Here is an 18,796-nt window from a genome sequence, read left to right on the forward strand (position 1 = left end):
TACAAGAATGATATATCTAAAAGATGCATAAGTCAATCACTTTTCTTTATTAAGGTAATTAAGCAAACCCACTTTGCCATTCACATTCTTTCTGTTCTTAGTTCACTATTAAATAACTATTTTTATATATAATTAATATTAAAAAGCATTTATTCAAAACAAAAAACACATAATTAAATAACTTTAATAAAGGAAATCTAAGAACCATTACATGGTATAATGGGAAAAAATTTAGTAGGTGTTAAAATGAGAATGTTAGGAAACTTGATTTGGTTTATTTTTGGAGGCTGTATCGGTGGGATTGGTTGGTTTTTAGCAGGAGTCATTTGGTGTATAACGATCATTGGTATTCCAATCGGGTTACAATGTTTTAAGCTGGCAACTCTTAGCTTTTTCCCATTTGGTAAAGAAGTGATTTATAGCGATAGTGGGACTTCTTTAATTATCAATATCATCTGGTTGATTATCAGTGGACTCCCATTAGCGATTGCCCACGTGATTAGTGGTCTTATACTCTATATTACAATCATTGGTATTCCATTTGGTAAACAGTCGTTTAAATTAGCTAAATTAGCGTTGATGCCTTTTGGTACGAGAATCGTTCTAACCAGATCTTATTATTGATTAGATAGTTAAGAACCTGGTAACAATTTCTAGATCTAAAAAAGCCGAAGAATGTCAAAAAAGAAACAATTTTTGAAATCTTCGGCTTTTTTGTTTGGACAACTTTTAAGAAACACCAGGATCAATTATTGAAAACAACATCAACTATAGATTCACCTCTTTGATCACTGATTGTTCATATTGTTTCGTGCCAGATGATTTGCTGTTGTGCAGCTAATGGTTCTTTAATCATCGTTAAGACTTCCTCTTCAGTCAAAGCATCAGGGTAGTCACTCCAGATAGCAAAATAGGCACCTTGTACTTTTTTCATTTGTTCATTTGTTAATCGTTGATTTTCAGGAAATTGATCAATCGTCCAGTTGTCTTGAATCTTTTGAGCTGTAGGATATTTATAACTGGCACCTTCTCCTAAAACAAAATAGAAAAATTGATCGTTGACATTGATCAATTGATGGTCACGAGTGAGAAATTCCCCCGCAGTCGCCATTGTTGCTTGATGTTTTGTCCAATACGTAATTTGAATAGAAGGTTTTAATTTACTTTTCATGAGCAGTCCTTTTTTATAGACACCATCATTCCAAATTCTAGCTTTTTTACCTAATGTTTCGACATAGTCTGCTAACTCATTGATGTAGTCGATGAAAACATCATACTGACGAGTTGGGTCGTGGTATTCAGCGATTGCTTGTGCTTTTAATGCAGGATATTTATCCAACTCTGAAAATTCAATGTATTCATCTGCCCCTAAATGGAAATAATCGGAACGATGAAATAACTCTGCATATTCTTTTATCATCTTTTTGATCATGGCGACCGCATCTTTTTTGGTGATATCAAGGGCTCGATTAGTGGGAAAAATCAAAGAATCCTCGCCTTTTCGCTCCATTTGCCATTGTGGATAGATTGCCAACAACCGTTGCAAATGACCAGGACTATCAAACTCTGGAATCACAGAAATCCCCTTTTGCTCCGCATAATCAATCAAATCCGTCATTTCCTGTTTCGTCAAAAATTTCTCTGATGTGATTTCTGGAATTGTTTCGCATTCCAACCGAAATCCTTCATTATCAGAAAAGTGAAGTTGCAAAGCATTCATTTTCAATGAAGCCATGTAGTCTACAAGTTCTTTTAGAAAATCTATTGAATAAAATTTACGTCCAATATCTAAAATCACGCCACGCTCTTTTAAAGAAGGTGCTTTTGTAACAGATATTGGCTTGTTTGATTCATTCATCAAGCAGCATCCACTCCTTATTCTGCCATTAGTTGCCAACAACCAATGCCCTCTATCGTTTTTCCTGGTACTAAAGTTTCTGATCCCATTACCTGATTTTTTTCAGACAGTTCTTGAATGGTAAAGTTTCTATAATCCAATCCTACCTCAGACAGCAATAAAGATGAAGCGTTTTCTTTATAAAAAAAGTAATAATCGCCATTTTTCTGGGTCACATACCAGCCTTCAGGGGAATCAAACGGTACTGCTCTTGTCTCATAGATTCCTTCACCATATTTTTCCAACCAATCGCCTAGTCTTTCTAAAATCGCTACCGCTTCTGTAGGTAACTCTCCATTTGGTTTAGGTCCGATTCCTAGTAGTAGATTTCCTCCTTTTGCAACGATCTGGACGAATGATAGAATAACTTCTGCTACTTCTTTATACTCATCATTTGGCCAATAGCCCCAATTTTTGGTTAATGGGATATTACTTTCCCATACTTTGACTGGTGGTTGTTCAGGTATTTTTCTTTCTGGTGTCACATAGTTCTCATAGGCCCCGCCAATGGTTCGATCGACAATCAAGAGATCTGGCTGAGAATGCCGAACTTCACTCGCTATTCTTTCCATATCCAGTTGTTCATTCCCCTGATTCACCCAGCCTCCATCTAACCATAAGATATCAAGTTGGCCATAATTTTGACTAATTTCAATGAGTTGATTCGTAACAAACCGATCATATTTCTGCCAGATTTCAGGAAACTCTTTTGAGTTATAATTTGCATATCGCCCAGTCGCTTCTCTTTCTGGCAACCAATAATAAGAGCTATGCCAATCTGGTTTTGAATAATAAGCACCTGTCGCTAGTCCTTCCTTTCTAAAAGCAGTAACAACTGCCTTAAAAATGTCTGCTTGAGGCGCTTTATGGTAGGGACATGTCGCTGCAGTTACTTTATAATCCGAATACTTTGTATCATACATTGTAAAGCCGTCATGATGTTTTGTTGTAAAAATCATGTAGCGAAAACCAGCTTGTCGGCACAGCTTTGCCCACTTAGTTGGTTCAAACTTATAAGGATTGAAACTATGGATCAACCCCCAATAATCTTCTCGTAATTCGACCATGTTCGTGCGCCAAGGTATTTTTCTTGCCCAGCTGTCTTCTTGTGACAATTGCCAAGACTCTACAATACCGGGAATACTATACAGCCCCCAATGAAAGATCACGCCCAGTTTTTGATCTTGAAACCAATCGAGTTTTTTTTGGATATTAGCGGGTAACTCCTGGTAATGATCTGTTTCGCTTTGATGGTTTTCGACAAGGTCTTTTCGCAGCTTACGGTCTTCGTTTTCCTGTTCAACTGCGGATACACCATGTGCTTTTTTCATGATCATCAACCTTTCTAAATAATTGAATACTTTGTTTAAAGGTAACTGTTTCAACTGTCAAATGAACTTCTCTTGGCAATACTTCTTTAAACGTTTCATCTAAATAGTATAACTGTTCTTTTGTTAGGATAATTTCAATCATTCGTTCTTCCAATGGGGTTAGATGTACTTTTTTAAATGCGAGCAATTCTTTTTCTCGTGGGGGAATAAAACCTTGTTGTTTTTTCCCGTAAATTTGAATCGTCTCTGCTCCACTATGATTACCTGTGTTTTTCAATCGACAAGAAACCTTAATCGAATGATCTTGATGATCGGTAAAGAGTACATCGGTCAATTCAAACGATGTATAGCTTAAGCCATAGCCAAAACGATAGATTGGCTTTTCAGGATAATCGGTATACGTTTCTTTAAATTGAGTATTTCGATAGTTATAATAAACGGGTAATTGACCTGAATGCTCGGGAATCGTAAACGCTAATCTACCATTCGGATTTTTTCCAAAAAGAACATTCGCGATCGCTTTTCCTCCGTATTGTCCTGGATAGCCAGCGAAAAGAATCGCTGAAACATATGGTTCAATCGCTGAGATACTATGAGGTCGGCCTTCAATCAAAACGGCAATGACTGGTTTTCCATGTTTTGCTAATTCCTTGACTAGTTTAATTTGGCATTCCGGTAGTTCGATCGAGGCTAGGTCAATATTTTCCCCACTAGTCATTTCTTGTGATCCCTGTAATGCAGCGCCATTTTTAGCAAAAGCCGTTGAAAAATCTCTGGCACTGGACCCACCTAAAGTCACGACAATGACATCTGCATTTTCAGCTACTTGATTTGCTTCGTCTAGTCCTTGAGGTAGATCAGTTGTGATCTGACAGCCTTGAGCAAAAGCCAATTGGGTAGTTGAATTTGCCGTGTGCTCTTCGATCCCCTGCAATAGATTGCAACATGATGCTATTTTTTTAAAAGGCGTGTAATCACCTAATAGATGATAGATATTATTCGCATGAGGTCCTACAACTCCAATTTGATTTAATTTCTCTTTTTTCAAAGGTAATATATTGTCATTTTTCAACAATACTAGACTGTCTTCTGCCAAAGCTGTACACAACGTTTCTTTTTGTGCCGAAGTAAAAGAAACTTTCGGTGAACTTTGGCTAGAGAAAAGACCTAATTCGCTTTTCAACTCAAGAATTCTTAAAACAGAACGATCAATCACTTCTTCACTTACCAGCCCAATAGCCACTGCTTGTTCTAGATAAGGAAACACCTCGTCCCATAAGCTAAGATCAACTCCACTAGAGATGGCTTTGGCTGCAGCCATTGATGGATCGCCACAAGTTTCTGCCACTCGATCTAATGCACAACCATCGGCCATGACGATTCCAGAAAACCCATATTCTTCTCGTAAAATTTCTTGTAACAAATGGGGATTCGTGTGACAAAATACACCATCAATATCGTTATACGCTGCCATACAGCCTTTTGCGCCAGCTTTAATTCCTGCTCGAATGGCGGGTAAATGGATTTCCCTTAACTCACGCTCTCCGATTGCCACTGGACCAGAATTATGTCCTCCCATGACGTTTCCTTGACCAGCCAAATGTTTTAACACAGCTTTAATTTTTTGTTCTTTTTGTAAACCAGTTACAGCTGCTTGGGTAAAGGCCGCTGTTAGATACGGATCTTCACTAAAACATTCTTCTGTTCTGCCCCAGCGTGGATCTCTTAATAGATCTAAAGTCGAAATCAGTCCAAGATGAGCTCCTTTTTCTTGTAACTCCGCAGCCACGACTTCCTGCAATTGTTGGTAAAGTTCTGGATTCCAACTACATCCCACTGAAAAATTCGTTGGCAGTGTGGTGGCTTCTAAGGCTTGATGCCCATGGGGACATTCTTCGGATAATAAGACCGGGATTTTTAAACGGGTTTCTTTTTTCATGTATTGTTGGATCATCTGACTGACTTCTTGTGCCTCACTGGTTGTTAATCCAGTCAGCTCATTTCTTTCAGACCAAGGATCGGCACGAAATACCCCATAAATGACACCGACTGTGCCATATTTTTTCACTTCATTTTTGAAATAGTCCGTCAAAAAAAGCTTTCCGTCTTTTTTTTCGTAGACTTGCCAGCCATACAATCGTTGATTCAATTGTCCAACTTTTTCTTTTAGTGTCATTTTTTCCAACAATTTTTGCAAATCACCCATCGTTCTGCTCCTTTAATTGGATTTTGAAGGTATGGATCTCGTAAGGTTTGAACACCACAGTAACTTCATGATCATTATCTAAAGCGACCGTTTCAATTGGATTTTCTAATAGATCGCAAATCTGTACATGTTGAATTGGCTGAGAAAATTTTAAGACCGTTGTTGTTTGGCGATTTTCAAATTCATAAGCCCGCATAATGATGGATCCATCCGTTTCAGCTTTCTTTAAGGTTTCCAGACAAATGTTTCGTTCTTGACAGTTCACCCACGAACCTTCTGGTAAAGTTTTCTGTTCTTGACGAACAGCCAAACAAGGGATATTTAATTGACGAGCTTCTTCTTGGGTCTTCGCTTCCTTCCACGTTTGAGCATGGCAATAAAGCGAGTAGGTGAACTGATGATTTCCTTGATCTGCTGTTTCATAAGGGTCTGTGGCAGATTTGATCAATGAGACTCCTAAATGTTGGTATTGAGCATCAAAGCCATACTTTGAATCTGTCAATAATGAAATCCCATAGCCATCATCGGATAGATCGACCCATTTATGACCACATACTTCAAACTTTGCTTTGTCCCAAGAAGTATTTTTATGCGCCGGTCGTTGTAGATTGCCAAACTGGATATCATAAGTCGCTTGATAGGCATTGACAGGCACTGGAAACTCTGCTCGAAGGAGACTATGATTTTGCTGCCAATCAACCTTCGTTTCAAAATCGATTCGTGCTTTTCCGTGAATCAAATGGATGTATTGCGTAATAGTCGAATCATAAAACTTTCTAACGATTTTCAACGTATCCCGAATCGGACCTTGATCAACAATCAATGCTTCTTGAATATCGGTAATGATTGTTGGTTTATTTTTATAGTAAAAGTCAATGTCCCATGCATCATAATTTAAAGGCAGATCTTCGTAAACCAGTAGTTCGTTCACTGCTTTCTTACCAGCGATTTCTCGTTGGTTCTTTTTATCGAATGCACTGATCATACGATAGTGTTCGTCGAATAAAAGACTAAAGTCTTGTGTCTCGTATTGCTTAGTTAAAGGAATGGTTTCCGTTTTAGTCGTGACTTCACGATCTGATTTTACAATAGTGTAATAACTCCCACCGAGAGCAGGTAAATGATCGAATCGTCCTAAGAATTGTCCATCATACGTTTTTTGGCTGACAATCGACTGACCTTGATGTTCCAGACATTCTCCTGATTCCAGTGGTAATGGAACGATGACTTGTTCACTTACTCCGCTAGGGTTGAACAGATAAAGAAACTGTCCTGCATCGTGACTTGGCAACACTGTGTCAATTAATTGGTTCATTTCAGTGAAAAGTTCGTGATAATCAATATCTGTCTGATCATAAACTTCTTTGATTCCGCTTCCTGGAAGAATATCATGGAATTGATTTAACAATAATTGTTTCCATAATTTTTCCAACATTTCAGCTGGATATTTTTCTCGGGCAAAGATACTATATAATTTTTCAACTGTCTGTAATAACGTTTCACCAAATCGATTGTTGCGCTTGTTTTTCCCGATTGAAGTGTATGTTCCTCGATGGTATTCAAAATACAGTTCTCCGAGCCACTCTTTTTCCTGATGCTTGACCATTTTTTTGGAGAGTTCTTCAAAAAAATCAATCGCTGCGCTCTCAATGACTTGGGGCATACTCGGCAAACCTTTTTTCATACGCTTCAACGTTTCCAACATGTCTCGTGTTGGTCCTCCACCACCGTCTCCATAACCATAAGCGATCAGAATACTGTCATTGACATCCTTATCTAAGTAGCGTTCCCAACTTCCTTTCACCGTATAAGGATCGAGTAGTCCATTGTAAGTCGTATAATAAGGTGTCGGGCTATAACCGTCACTGATTGTCGTAATAAAATGAGTTAGCGCTCGGCTACCATCGATTCCTTGCCAAAAAAAGCTGTCATAAGGGATCTGATTGAATTGATTCCAAGAAAGTTTTGTTGTCATGAAATAGGGCGTGTTTGTTTTTTTCAAAATTTGCGGTAAAGCTGCAGAATAGCCAAAAACATCTGGTAACCACAAAATTTGACTTTCTTGACCAAACTCTTCGCGTATAAATTGTTTCCCATAAAGAAATTGACGGACCAATGATTCACCTGAAGCAAGATTACAATCTGCTTCTACCCACATAGCCCCTTCTGGAATCCACTTGCCTGCAACAATTTTTTCTTTGATTTTCTCATATAGTTGCGGATAGGTATCTTTGATCAATTGATACATTTGTGGTTGACTCTGAATGAAAGTCAGTTCATCATATTCCTCCATTAATTTCAATACAGTCGAAAAACTACGTTCTCCCTTTTCAACCGCCTGCATCACTGTCCATAACCAAGCCAAATCGATATGTGTATGACCAACAACCAAGGCACGAGGAGCATTTTTTACTAAGCCTGCTTGATAAAATGCACGTTCTAAGTGTTCTTTTGCTTTCATTAATCCTTGATAATATTCTGAGCTATAAGGTTTATAAAAATTCAATTGATCAACTACTTGTCCTAATTCTCTTTCATAATAGATATAATTCGAGTCATGCTCGTTTAGCGATCGCCAACTATCCAATATCACGAACAAATCGTAATAGAGTTCATAAGACAAAGGATCGATCAGCCTTAGCTCAACCGTCAAAGGATATTTTTTTTCCTCCCGACCTGAAAAAACCTCGATTTGCAATGGAATCCGATCTCTTGAGGCATATTCTTTGGGTAACCGCAAAGTCGTATGGTTAACATCTAACCCTTGGATCAGCTGATCATCAAAATACACTTTTATTTGAGGGTTTGTCGTTGAATCCCATTCAGTTAGTGAAGAAAAGATTGCTAAATCGACTGTTTGATTTTGAAATTCATTTGGTAAACAGAGTTCTCCTGCAATTGTATAGTACTGATTTTTTTCGCCAAAATAAGCACCTCTTTCAAATTCTTTTGTCCCCGTTTCAGAATGAAAAACTAAATTCTCAACAGGTATCGCAGTTTTGATCATGTTCTTTTTTAACTCTATGATGATTCGTTGCACACGTTCAAATTCTAGTAATTTTTTCACACTATTCCTCTTTTCTAGTGAAAAGCCAGGAAACAACTAAAAAAATTGAGCTCCTGGCTTGTACTATCTGTATTATTTTTGTTCTTTTTTCCAACTATCATATTGTGTTTGCATTTCCGTGATAATTTCATCTAGTCCAGCCGCATTCATTTTTTTCTTCATATTATTCAAATTCTCTTGTGTTTCAACTGAGCCAGTGTTGATCAATGCTTTAAATTCTTCTTGTACGTTATTCAAAGCAGCAAGTTGCGTTGTCACAGCTTTCGTGTCAAAGTTGAATCCAAGTGCTGGGGATGCTTCTGCTTGCTCATTATAAGATTTCAACACTTCCCATTCGTCTGTTGGTGCACCTTCTTGGTGATAAAGATTGAAGTAATTCCCAAACATATAAAATGGCATCGTATAATTGCTATGAGCATCTAACCATTTGATTATCTTCTCCCCAGTTTTTTCATAATGTGTTCCTTCAATACCATAGGATAAGAGGTTCATCAATTTTTCATCGGTATTCACAGCTTCTAATAGCTTCATCGCTTCTTTTGGATGTTTCGAGTTCGCACTGATCACCGTACCGCCACCCATTGCTGAAGCATTCGTCACAATTGAATCTACCATAGGCGTTACCACTACATCTTTTTTCACTTGGTCTTTGACTGTTGCTGTATCAAGTGGTCCCATCACGGTTGAAGTAACAAACCATTCTTTCCCAACAATATCGGTTTGTTTTGCCAGTGCTGCATCTTTATTGACATAGCCTTTTTTCATAAAATCTCTCACTTTTTCAACCCGTTCAACGTATGGTTTCTCAAAATAATAATTGACGATCTTCCCTTCATCTCCTTCAAGGTTGATCCCAACGGATGTCGATAATTCATCGAATTTATAAGGATTTCGGTAGCCTTCAGACATGTACCAAGGATTGATTCCTTCTTTTTCCTTGATCGTTTTGAGCCATGGTTCAAGTTCATCATAGGTTTTGATTGATTCATACGGAACATCATATTTATCAACTAGTTCTTTATTAAAGACAAAATATTCCGTAGCAGCAATTTCTTTTTGCGCTGGTACCCCATATATCTTTCCATCAATGGTGGAACCTTTCCAAAAATTCTCGTAGATTTCAGCTTTTAATCCTTGGTTTTCATTATCAAGTAATTCTGTGATATCGTACAATGCGCCCTTTCGAGCATTGGTTAAATAATTAAATCCTCCTAGCCAAGAAGCAGTAAATGCGAGATCAAAGCTTTCTCCGGCATTGACCAGTGCGCTCATCTTTTGGTCATATTCACCCCAGTCAATTTGATTAAGAGACACTGTGACATTATATTTGTCCTTTGTATACTTATTGACCGCCTCATTCACTTTTGCCACATCTTTTTGTGGAATACCCGTTATGTACCAAGTAAGATCCACCGTACCAGACTCACTCGCATTACTGGTTTTGTTACTTGAACATCCTGTTAAAAGACCTCCTGCTAATAATGCAGCTCCTAGCAATACAAATTTTTTCATTATTTTTCCTCCTATACTATTCTTTCACTGCGCCAACAGTTAAACCACCAATAAAATATTTTTGAAAAAAAGGATATGCAATCAAGATCGGTAAAGTAGCTACTACTACCACCGCCATTTTGATCGTTTCAGTGGGTAAAGCGCCGGTTTGGGTCATCCCCATTTTTCCAGCATTGTTTGCAATAAATTCAATATTATTCTCCATCTTCATCAACAAATACTGTAACGGTACCAATTGATTATTATCGGTATAAAGTAATGCTGAAAACCAATCATTCCAATAGCCTAAGGTTAAGAATAAGGCAATGGTTGCGATACCTGGCAACGATAACGGAAGTACGATTTTAAAATAAATCAACCACTCACTGGCACCATCGATATATGCTGATTCAATCAATGCTTCTGGGACAGACATTTGATAAAACGTTTTCAAAACCATGATTGAAAACGTGGACATACACAAAGGTAAAATCAATGCCCAGATAGAGTTCCTCAACCCTAAAACATTCACAACCACAATGTAATTACCAATCATCCCACCGCTAAACAACATGGGTATCAAAGAATACCTTGATAAAAACCCTCGATAAGCGTAAGTCTTTCGAGAAAGGGTATACGCAAAGGTCGACATTAAAAACACACCGATGACGGTCCCAATGATCGTAATGAAAATCGTTGTACCGAAAGCGGAAAAAATCGCTCCTTCTTCAAAAATTGCTTGAAAAGCTGCTAGGCTCCATTTTTCAGGTAGCAGTCGGTACCCGTTTCGTTGGATCGATTCTGAATCAGTAAAGGCGATAATACAAACTAAAATAAAAGGAACAGCAGTTAAAAAGGTCAATATCCCTAAACCCAGACTAATCAAAAGGTTATTTTTTTTACTGATTCGTCCAAATCGGTTCAAAGATTCACCTAGTGTTTTTTTTGCTTCCACTCTTTTTTCCTCCCTTAAAAGATTCCTTGTGTTTTATCGATTTTTTTGACGATCATGTTGGTTCCTAACACTAAAAAGAAGCCAACTACTGACTGCAACAGTCCACCAGCAGCCGATAAACCGATATCTCCCATAGACGACAATCCGCGATAGATATAAGTGTCAATGGTTTGTGTCACATTGATAAGCGCCCCTGAATCTTTTGGCACTTGATAAAACAATCCGAAGTCTGTCCGAAAGATCCCCCCTACTGCTAAAATCGTCAACATAATGATCACGGGTTTCAACATAGGAATCGTGACATACCAGATTTGTTGGAATTTTGTTGCTCCATCAAGATTAGCTGCTTCGTAATAAGATTTATCAAACCCGCATATTGCGGCTAAAAAAATAATCATATTGTAGCCCATCGTTTTCCACATTTGTACAACGACTAAAATATAAGGCCAATACTTTGCTTGCATATAAAATTGGATCGGCTCTTTCCCAATACTTATCAAAAACTGATTGATAAACCCATTTGTCGGGTCCAAAAATGCAAATACGATATAACTGACAACGACCATCGAAAGAAAGTAAGGAATAAACATGACACTTTGATACAATTTTGATAGTCGCTTACTGAAAATTTCATTTAACAATAATGCAAGGATCAATGGCACGATGATTCCCATAACAATGAACAGCACATTATAACCAACCGTGTTGCGAATAATCAGGCTAGCATTCCCACTTTTAAAAATAAATTCAAAGTTTTTAAAAGCGACCCAATCACTCTTCATAAAACTCTCAAAAAAATTACCACTTAATCGAAAATCTTTAAACGCCACTAAAATCGCAAAAAGTGGAAAATAGGAAAATATCGCAAACCAAATGATTCCTGGTAAAGAAAGGAAAAATAAAGGTCGGTTTTTTTTAAATGTTTTTAACACACGATTTTCCTGCTTCTTTTTGACAAATGTTGCTGCTAATTTTTCTTCCATCCTGTTCAACTCCTTATCTATGTTTATCATAAAGTAAATAAAGCGCTTTCTCAATTTGCGATTTTATAGATTTATTGGCAAAATTATAGACAATATTTTTTGTATGTAATAAAGACACAAAAAAGAAGAGTCTGGAATATCACTCTTCTCGAAAAATGATTCATGATTTCATTATTGGTTTTGCTACGCCTTTCTTAGTCATAAAAAATGATAAAAGAATGATTTTTCATTTTAGGTTCAACGGCTCTCTTTCATTTTCGAACTTGCGTGCTTTATTGGGGGTTATTCCGTATTCTTTTTTATAATGACGATAAAATAAACTGATATCATCATATCCTAAGGCTTTTGCGATCACAGTAATTCTTTCCGTACTCTCTTTGATTCGCTGATTGGCTTCTCTCATACGAATTTTTTTATCATATTCACTAAAACTCATATTCAATTCTTTTAAAAAAAGCTGTCCAAGATAGGCTGGATTCATATGAAATCGCTCAGCTAATGATTTTAAAGAGTAGCGTTTCGTGAAATCCTGATTGACTAGATATAAGATTTGGTCAATCACTGGAGAATGACTTTTTGTGGTACAACTTATTTCAGTCAGTTTTGAACAGATCGTACCTATCTTTTTCTTAAAAACTGATTTGTCTGCTGTCTTTAATGCGTAGATCAATGGTTGTAACTCTTGATAAGCTTGTTCTTGTTTTTCCAGAGTAGCAATCCCTTTGTGAAGTGCGATCAGCAAGTAATGACATACTAACGACTGAATCGGATGGTCTTTCCATTGATCAATATTGGCAATAGCTAATTGTTGGAATGCTTCAATCGATTGGTTTTCAAGATAAGCTAAACTTTTAAAATAAATTTTCTGCGTTAGTTGGTATTCGTTGATCAATGTAGTTTTAGGAAATAGATCAATGACTAATGGGTTTTCCAAGATATTTTTACTTTCCATAAATGGTTCAATACTTCGATAAGAATGCGTGATCTCAATTAATGAATGGCAGCCACTACCGATGACCGCAAATAAATCAAATGTCTCACATAAATATTGAATACTTAACCGATAATGTTGTTCTTCTTTAGGAGAAAAAAACAAAAGAAGTTTATTCGGTTCCAATAAAAGGCTATAAGGTTGGACGAATAATACCGATAACTGCTCAGAAACACGTTCAAAAAGTTTATCATTATAAAAAGCACCTTCTAGGTAAGTGATGGTATAATTTTGCCAATCTGTGATTGGTTCAAGGATGTCCTGCCATTTTGCTAATTCCGTTGACGAAATTTCTTGATGCAGCAATTTCCGCAACAAATTGACACGAAACACATCAATCTGTTGATTGTTCTTCAAATGCTGAAAGAGTTTTTCTTCTTTTATTTCTCTTGTCAACTTCCCAAAAGTAGTGGCTAACTCAATAGGATCTACTGGTTTTAAAAGATAATCACTGCTTCCAATGAGAATGGCTTGTTTCAGATAACTAAAATCATCATAACTACTGATAAAGATGATTTTTATTTGTTTTTGTACACAACGTGCCTTTTTAGCAAGTGCCAATCCATCAATATCAGGCATTCTGATATCTGTTAATAAAATATCAATAGCTACCTCATTTAGGATTTTCAATGCTTCAATACCGGAAGTTGTTTTAAATGTCGTGAAATTTTTTGTGTTACCGGTTGTTTTTTTTAGCAGTTTCTCAATTCCTTCTGTGATTAACGGTTCATCATCAACTAGTAAAACATTCACACGATCTCCCCTCCTCTTTTTTTAGGCATGGTGATTTGAAATTTCACATAATCTTCTTGCGTAGTAAATGTTACGCCATACTGATGACCAAAGCGTTGTTTGATTCGATAATCTACCCCAAATAAGCCAGTAGGGGCAGTCATCTCCAGATCATGGCTGTTTTGAGCAAGTTGTTTTTGGATTCTTTGTTTTTCTACTTTTGGAATTGGCTTTCCGTTATTTACTACTTCAATGTATAACCGATCATCCTTTTCAAAACAATGGATCTCGATGAAGTTATCTTGGCGTTGCGAATCAATCCCGTGATGAATAAAATTTTCGATGATTGGTTGGATCGTAAATTTCTCAATCAGCAAAGATTCAAGACTTGGATCACAAACGATATCATAAAATAGTGCATCTTCAAAACGTATTTCAAAAAGACTAAGATAAGCATCACAATATTCCAATTCTTCCGCTAAACAAATGACATCTTTCCCCTTGATCAATTTACGGTATAATGTTGCAGCATTTAAGAGCATTCCTGCCACTGCGTGATCTTCATTTAGTTCTGCTTTCATTCGAATTGCTTCTAACGTATTGTAAAGAAAGTGTGGATTGATCTGAGACCGAATACTTTGGATCTGATAATCCTTTTGTTTAATCTTACTTTTATAAACTTGATGAATCTGGTCATTTAACTGATACGCTAATTCATCAATACTAGAAGAGATCAAAGAAATCGCATCATCACTTTTATAGTCGTCTGATTGAGCGAACTTTTCAGGTTCAAAATTCCCTGTTTTTACTTTGGTAATTTTTTGAGTTAGTTGAGAGAGTCTTCCCTCTATTTTTTGCAAATACTGAAATAGAAATGGGAAAAAACCTAAAAACACAAGGATGGCAAAAAAAGAGTAGACAGTATAGATCAAAGAATATTCTGTAAAAACATTGGCATACTTTGTCGTGGCTGTAACCACATAATGTTCTGCTTGACGTTGGTCTAGAACATATTTTGGTTTTATCTCCGGTGGAATAGGCTTGTTTTTGTAGAAAACTTGAATATTGCCGTTGTTTCTTAACACTTGATAATGAATCTTTTCAAATAATGGAGAAATATTATAATAAAAATAGACATCTGCTGCGTAACTTAAATCTGTTTCTTTATGTAATTCTTTGTGAAATCCAATCAGATTTCTATTCTTATTTATCTTAAAAATTTGCTTTTTTGTCTTTTCGATATCGTTTGGGTCTGCTAAATGAAATTCATCCACTTTTTTCATCGTGGTTGTCTGATCTTTTTGGAAGACTACGCTACGTTTCGTCTGCGCATGATAAATAACTACAGTTGACAAATAATCATTCATTTTAAAGGACTGATTAACAAAATTTTGGGTTCCATTATACTTTGAACCGGCATGTTTCATGTAAGTAGTCGTTTTGTATTCATAGTATTCTGCGAGTGATAAATTAGTAATTTGCCTCAAATCTTCCAAATCAGGTTGTTCCGCATACAAAAGCGCCAACATATTATCTGTTGCATTTTTCATCATCATAATTTCTGTATAAAAATTTAAGTTGATTTCCTTTAGATTTTCATCTCTTTTTTGATGGAAAGAAACTGTGATGAGATAAATAATAAAGAATAATACTAATAAACTAACACTCATCCACAACATGTAACGATAAAAAGCGTGTTTCAAAAGGTTATGTTTAATCCTCGTCATGCTTTTAGTCATTTCTTTGATCCAATCCCTTAATACTCGCTATCCGAGTTTGTAAAAATGGTGTATAAAAAGTTAAAAACAAGTAGCAGTAGCCACTAAAACCGACAAAAAAGAAGATAGCTGGCGAGCGTGGAAACAATAAAAGAACAAATAACAGATAGGCAATCGTAAAAAGCTGTAATTGCCATTTCTGGAAAGATAAAATCATCGCATTCAACAACGTTTTTAAAAAGGTGTTTTGGAAAAGGATCGTTTCCATGATAGCAAAAGGAAGGATTAACATCCCGTAGACCGCTAAAATAGCATAAATAATGACAAATATAGAAAAAATTGGAGAAAGTTCAACCATAAAAAAGAGAAATCCTATTGAAGCAATCAAACTGATGAGCAAATAGACAGGTAAACTATCCCAAGAACATGCCTTAGCGATGCTCCGCCAAAAAAATCGGAGATTGCTTTCCTGTTTCTTAATAATAAACTGATACAGCGATTCAAATAGTGCGATCAATGAAATAGCAAACAGAATCATAAAGAGACCCAATAAGATTAGATATAAAGTAACTCCTTGATAAATCATCAAATAAAGGTAACTAAACAGCGGTAAATTTACAACAATAAAAAAAAGATTGTTTATGACTACATAAATGATCTGTGATGCTACATCATATATTTTTTCTTCCCTTGTCATTTGAATACCCTCCCTAACCAATGTACTATTTTACGTATCTACCTTAACATAAAAGCGTTTTCTTGTAACGGCTATTTCAATTAATTTTTCTCTTTGCTCATTCTTTCTTTTCTTCATATGACCAACTAATATAGGATGTTCTTTCTTTTTACGAACAAAACAGTAAGCATTGATTCAACTTTTAAAAAAGGTATCCCAGCTTTTGTCTGTAGACTATTTCCAGATGATTTTTAGACTTCCAAAATAACCGTTTTCTCTCTGACTCTTTCGTTCAAATTTTACTTCAACATCTATATTTCCTTTCAATTATTTAAATATTAAATAAAAAAAGTCTAATAATTTATTCTTTTATTCTCTTTATCCACACATTGATTCTTGCTATACTAAGAACGATTGAAAGTTGGAGGTGATGTGTGTGAAAGTGTACTATATTGAAGATAATGTATTCCATCAAGAAGAATTTCGTAAACAATATAATCGTAGTGCTAATTTAGCAGCAATTTCGTTAACCATCCCCTTGCCTTCTCAATTAGAAAAATTCTATGCTGACCTTGATTTTATGCCTATCCAAGACTCAGATATTTTTATTGTTGATATTGAATTGAACCGTTTTCATTCTGGGATTGATTTTAGCAAAAAAATTCGTCAGAGAAATCATTCTTGTTACATCCTGTTTTTGACGAATGACACAACTAAAGGTATGGAGATTATCAATCAAAATATTCGAGCAGATAAATATTATAGTAAAAAAGACATCATGGAAGCTGTAAATGGCTTGGAAGAATTATTGTTCAACCATTCGAATTTGCAACAAGGACAAAGTAAACTCATTAAAATCGAATCACTTTCTAAAATCTATTTAATCGACCCTAAAGAAGTCAATTACTTAAGTAAGATCACAGGTTCTCGTTCGACTATTGAATTTTTCTGTCAAACAGAATTTTTTTTGATTCATGGAAAAATTGAAGAACTAAAACAAACGTTTCAAAACTTTCATTTTTTCAATGATTTGAAGAGTTACTCCATCAATCCAGCTAACATTAAATTAGTAGATAAAAAAAACAATGAAATTGTGTTTAAAAATGATGATACCTTAATCCTTAGCCGTCGAAGCATAAAAAAATTAGTGGATTTTATGGAACATCTGAAAAATGAAAATCATTTAGTTCATTAGTCCCATACGTACAACAAAAAGCCACTTGCCTATTCAGTAAATAGGCGAGTGGCTTTTTTTAATGGACTGTTTCTTTTTTCAAAGTTAAGATACAGTAAAAACGTTGCTCTTGTTTGTCATACTTTAAATTCAATGCAAGATTCTCATTCTCTTCTACGATTTTTTTGACACTGTATAACCCAATTCCCTTACTACTTTTCTGACTGGTTGTTCCTTTTTGAAACAATTCAGTTAGATTTTTTCCAGTGTTTTTGCTGGGATTACTAAATTCAAAATAAAAACAATCCCACAAATGTTCAACGATGATCGTGATTTCTTTTTTTTCTTTCGCCATCGTTTGATCATAATGAACAAACGCATTTTCGATAATATTTGTAAATAAGCGAATCATGTCATAGGAATTCATTGAAAGCTTGGGTATGATATGATTAACTTGGATTTTATAAGGTATCCGAAGCTCTTCTGCCCGCTTAACAAATTTGACAAAAACTCCTTGCAACAGTGGATCATAAATTTTTTGTAACTTCATGTGTAAAGCATCGTTGAGTTGCGTTTCAAAAAACTCTTTTTCTTCCCCTACGATGGCCTCTATTTCGTTATGAATTTGTTTATTCTGTACAAGATCTTCCATCACACCAACATAATTTTTATAATCATGACGAAATTCTTCTAGCTTTTGATAATATTCTTCATTTTTTTTCATGCTTTCCAAATAGATCTGATAGTATTCTTCCTTTTTTTCATTCAATAAAATCAAAAGCATAAGTAGTCCATAAAAGGAATTACTAGCAACTAAAATAAAAGAGGTTAAAAGGAAATCCAATGAATCCATCGAAAAAAGCAAATGATACCACAAAAGTGACATGAACATACATATAATCAAAAATGTCGAAAACAGACGATTTTTTTTATATGCGTATAGATAATTACTAATTCGAAACTTTTTATCTAATTCTTTCATTACAATTAGGATTGCCACTAAAAGCAAAATTTCTAGGATCGCATTCGCTAACAAGTCATAATTTTCTAAAAATCGTGGCACTTCAATTGTCAAAAAAACAGAAATACCGATAAAATTTACACAAAAAGTATTTAATAAAAAAACAATAAATAGATTTCTTGTTTCCTGAAAAATATATTTTCCATTATAAAAATAAAGTAAAACCAAAAATACTGGCGTCCATTCAATCAGCCATATATTAAGTAGCGTTAATCCCAAACGAATGAAGCAATCCATAAAAATCCTTTTTTTTTGCAAATAAAATGAGACCTATCAGTGCAAAATTAAGATGAACCACTATAATATAAATAATCACTTCCATTAACCCATCCCCCTAAGCAAACCAGTTTATCATTTTCAAACATACCACTTTTTCATTAATTGGTGCCTCCCCTTTTGACAACCAATAACATTACTGTTATAAGATAACATGAATAATAAAAAATACTAGAAAAATCGCAAGCATATTTAGAATATTTGAAAAATTTAATTTTTATTTAACCACCTTAGAGCTTAACTGTAAAACTGAATCTCACGTTACCTTAACCTTCTCG

The 18,796-nt window shown here is 35.4% G+C and carries 13 protein-coding genes; 2 read left to right on the forward strand and 11 right to left on the reverse strand.

Annotated elements, in window-relative coordinates:
- The first annotated feature begins 246 nt into the window (after positions 1-246).
- Positions 247-624 (forward strand): YccF domain-containing protein, encoded by a 378-nt coding sequence (locus IGK91_RS07605; RefSeq protein WP_010718913.1) that lies wholly within the window; start codon positions 247-249, stop codon positions 622-624.
- Positions 625-799: 175 nt separating this feature from the next.
- Here IGK91_RS07605 and IGK91_RS07610 read toward each other — a convergent pair whose 3' ends face one another.
- The 10 genes from IGK91_RS07610 to IGK91_RS07655 all read right to left on the reverse strand — a co-directional run bounded on the left by IGK91_RS07610 (position 800) and on the right by IGK91_RS07655 (position 16,068).
- Positions 800-1,858, reverse strand: a complete 1,059-nt coding sequence (locus tag IGK91_RS07610; RefSeq protein WP_223603360.1) for a family 20 glycosylhydrolase — start codon at positions 1,856-1,858, stop codon at positions 800-802.
- Between the two features lie 17 nt (positions 1,859-1,875).
- Positions 1,876-3,228, reverse strand: a complete 1,353-nt coding sequence (locus IGK91_RS07615; protein ID WP_181934327.1) for an alpha-L-fucosidase — start codon at positions 3,226-3,228, stop codon at positions 1,876-1,878.
- On the reverse strand, positions 3,197-5,434 hold the full coding sequence (locus IGK91_RS07620) for a glycoside hydrolase family 3 N-terminal domain-containing protein (protein ID WP_010737753.1): 2,238 nt from the start codon (positions 5,432-5,434) through the stop codon (positions 3,197-3,199). Before IGK91_RS07620 ends, IGK91_RS07615 begins: the two co-directional genes overlap by 32 nt.
- On the reverse strand, positions 5,427-8,501 hold the full coding sequence (locus IGK91_RS07625; protein ID WP_181934328.1) for an alpha-mannosidase: 3,075 nt from the start codon (positions 8,499-8,501) through the stop codon (positions 5,427-5,429). The genes IGK91_RS07620 and IGK91_RS07625 overlap by 8 nt, the downstream gene beginning before the upstream one ends.
- A gap of 72 nt (positions 8,502-8,573) precedes the next feature.
- Positions 8,574-10,013 (reverse strand): ABC transporter substrate-binding protein, encoded by a 1,440-nt coding sequence (locus tag IGK91_RS07630; RefSeq protein WP_113803593.1) that lies wholly within the window; start codon positions 10,011-10,013, stop codon positions 8,574-8,576.
- Between the two features lie 16 nt (positions 10,014-10,029).
- Positions 10,030-10,947: a carbohydrate ABC transporter permease gene (locus IGK91_RS07635; protein ID WP_010737756.1), complete on the reverse strand. Its 918-nt coding sequence runs from the start codon at positions 10,945-10,947 to the stop codon at positions 10,030-10,032.
- 14 nt (positions 10,948-10,961) lie between these two features.
- Positions 10,962-11,930 (reverse strand): ABC transporter permease, encoded by a 969-nt coding sequence (locus tag IGK91_RS07640; protein WP_010718906.1) that lies wholly within the window; start codon positions 11,928-11,930, stop codon positions 10,962-10,964.
- 226 nt (positions 11,931-12,156) lie between these two features.
- The gene (locus tag IGK91_RS07645; protein WP_010737757.1) at positions 12,157-13,674 is read right to left on the reverse strand and encodes a response regulator transcription factor; all 1,518 of its coding nucleotides are present in this window, start codon (positions 13,672-13,674) and stop codon (positions 12,157-12,159) included.
- Positions 13,671-15,392 (reverse strand): sensor histidine kinase, encoded by a 1,722-nt coding sequence (locus IGK91_RS07650; RefSeq protein ID WP_181934329.1) that lies wholly within the window; start codon positions 15,390-15,392, stop codon positions 13,671-13,673. Before IGK91_RS07650 ends, IGK91_RS07645 begins: the two co-directional genes overlap by 4 nt.
- A complete protein-coding gene (locus IGK91_RS07655; protein ID WP_010737759.1) occupies positions 15,385-16,068 on the reverse strand; it encodes a hypothetical protein in 684 nt (227 codons plus the stop codon). Before IGK91_RS07655 ends, IGK91_RS07650 begins: the two co-directional genes overlap by 8 nt.
- Before the next feature lie 409 nt (positions 16,069-16,477).
- Here IGK91_RS07655 and IGK91_RS07660 point away from each other — a divergent pair, with 409 nt between their 5' ends.
- Positions 16,478-17,242, forward strand: coding sequence for a LytTR family transcriptional regulator DNA-binding domain-containing protein (locus IGK91_RS07660; RefSeq protein ID WP_192924244.1), 765 nt, complete (start codon positions 16,478-16,480; stop codon positions 17,240-17,242).
- A gap of 58 nt (positions 17,243-17,300) precedes the next feature.
- Here the strand turns inward: IGK91_RS07660 and IGK91_RS07665 are convergent, their stop codons facing one another.
- On the reverse strand, positions 17,301-18,479 hold the full coding sequence (locus tag IGK91_RS07665) for a sensor histidine kinase (RefSeq protein ID WP_223603364.1): 1,179 nt from the start codon (positions 18,477-18,479) through the stop codon (positions 17,301-17,303).
- Between the last annotated feature and the right edge of the window lie 317 nt (positions 18,480-18,796).

This window comes from Enterococcus sp. DIV1208, assembly GCF_050530455.1.
Taxonomy (GTDB): domain Bacteria; phylum Bacillota; class Bacilli; order Lactobacillales; family Enterococcaceae; genus Enterococcus_B; species Enterococcus_B hirae.